2 protein-coding genes are annotated in these 1837 nt (G+C 71.7%); both read right to left on the bottom strand.

The features are described 5' to 3' along the window. Positions 1 to 19: 19 nt before the first annotated feature. Positions 20 to 559: a PadR family transcriptional regulator gene (locus ACQKIP_RS12835; protein ID WP_365859706.1), complete on the bottom strand. Its 540-nt coding sequence runs from the start codon at positions 557 to 559 to the stop codon at positions 20 to 22. A gap of 77 nt (positions 560 to 636) precedes the next feature. Then, on the bottom strand, positions 637 to 1837 hold a 1201-nt coding region (locus ACQKIP_RS12830), incomplete at its 5' end, for an FAD-dependent oxidoreductase (protein ID WP_427742983.1).

The raw sequence follows: 1837 nt of genomic DNA, 5'->3' as shown, positions 1-1837 counted from the left end.
GCCGCCGTGCGCACCAGAGTCAGGCGTCCGCGGCCCCCAGTTCCTCCAGCGCCTGCTCCAACCACTGCGTCCAGAACGTCTCCAGATCGATCCCGGCCCGCAGCACCACATGCCGCAGCCGGTCCTCCACCGTGTTCTTGCCCGGCGGGAAGTCCCGCTTCTCGATCTCCTCGTACTCGGCCAACTGCCGCCGGTGCAGGGCGAGATGGCGGCGCAGGTCCGCCTCGATGCCGTCCGTGCCGACGACCGCCGCCGCCCGCAGGCGCAGCAGCAGCGTGTCCCGCAGCGGCTTGGGGTCCTGGCCGGCCGCCGTCCAGCGGGCCAGCTCGGCGCGGCCCGCGGGCAGCACCTCGTACTCCTTCTTCTGCCCGCGGGTGGCCTGCTGCTGCTCCAGGGCGCGGATGGCCCCCTCCCGCTCCAGCTTTCCCAGCTCGCGGTAGATCTGCTGGTGCGTTGCCGACCAGAAGTAGCCGATCGACTTGTCGAACCTGCGGGTCAGCTCAAGGCCCGACGACGGCTTTTCGAGCAGGGCGGTGAGGATCGCGTGCGGGAGTGACATGGCGGCCATCCTAAGTTCGGCGTCCGCGGCGGGCGCCCCGGTCTCACGGGGCACCCGGTGTCACGGGACCGCGGGTGTCACAAGGCCGCGGCCAGCTCCGTTCCCTGCTTGATGGCGCGCTTGGCGTCCAGCTCGGCGGCCACGTCCGCGCCCCCGATGAGGTGCGCGCTCAGCCCGGCGGCGAGCAGCTCCTCGTACAGGTCGCGGCGCGGGTCCTGGCCCGAGCAGAGGACGACCGTGTCGACCGGGATGACCGTGGACCGTCCGTCGACCGTGATGTGCAGGCCCGCGTCGTCGATCAGGTCGTAGCTCGCGCCGGGCACCATCGTGACGCCGCGGTGGCGCAGTTCGGTGCGGTGGATCCAGCCCGTGGTCTTGCCCAGGCCCTGGCCCACCTTGGACGTCTTGCGCTGCAGGAGGTGCACGGAGCGCGGCGGGGCGGGGCGGTCGGGCACGGTCAGGCCGCCGCGGTCCTTGTAGTCCATGTCGACGCCCCACTGACGGAAGTACGTCGCCGGGTCCAGGCTCGCCTTCTCGCCGCCGTCGGTGAGGTACTCCGCGACGTCGAAGCCGATGCCGCCCGCCCCGATGATCGCGACCCGCTCCCCCACGGGCGCGCTGTCGCGCAGCACGTCGAGGTAGCCGACCACGCTGGGGTGGTCGATGCCGGGGATCTCGGGGGTTCGGGGCGTGACGCCGGTGGCGACGACGACCTCGTCGTACGCGGCCCTCGCGAGGTCGTCCGCGGTGGCGCGGGTGTTCAACTGGACTTCCACACCGTGCAGTTCGAGCTGCGTGCGGTAGTAGCGCAGGGTCTCGTCGAACTCTTCCTTGCCGGGGACCTTGCGGGCGACGTTGAGCTGGCCGCCGATCTCGGACGCCGCGTCGATGAGCGTGACGTCATGGCCGCGCTCGGCCGCGGACACCGCGAAGGCGAGCCCGGCGGGGCCGGCGCCGACGACCGCGACGCGCTTCTTGTGCCGGGTCGGCGCGAGGACGAGTTCGGTCTCGTGGCAGGCGCGCGGGTTCACCAGGCAGGAGGTGATCTGCAGGTTGAAGGTGTGGTCGAGGCAGGCCTGGTTGCAGCCGATGCAGGTGTTGATGGCGTCGGACTGCTCGGCCTGCGCCTTGGCGACGAAGTCCGGGTCGGCGAGCAGCGGGCGGGCCAGGGACACCATGTCGGCGGCGCCGTCGGCGAGCAACTGCTCGGCGATCTCGGGGGTGTTGATGCGGTTGGTGGTGACGAGCGGTACGGAGACCTCGCCCAGGACCTTCGTG

This window comes from Streptomyces sp. NPDC059900 (assembly GCF_050270335.1).
Lineage (GTDB): Bacteria > Actinomycetota > Actinomycetes > Streptomycetales > Streptomycetaceae > Streptomyces.
The sequence above is the reverse complement of the archived record's forward strand: the minus strand, read 5'-3'. Positions and strand labels throughout refer to the sequence as shown.

Bases quoted from the DNA above. Each gene is read 5' to 3' on its own strand.
- ACQKIP_RS12835 (WP_365859706.1), bottom strand. From the start codon at position 559: ATGTCACTCCCGCACGCGATCCTCACCGCCCTGCTCGAAAAGCCGTCG.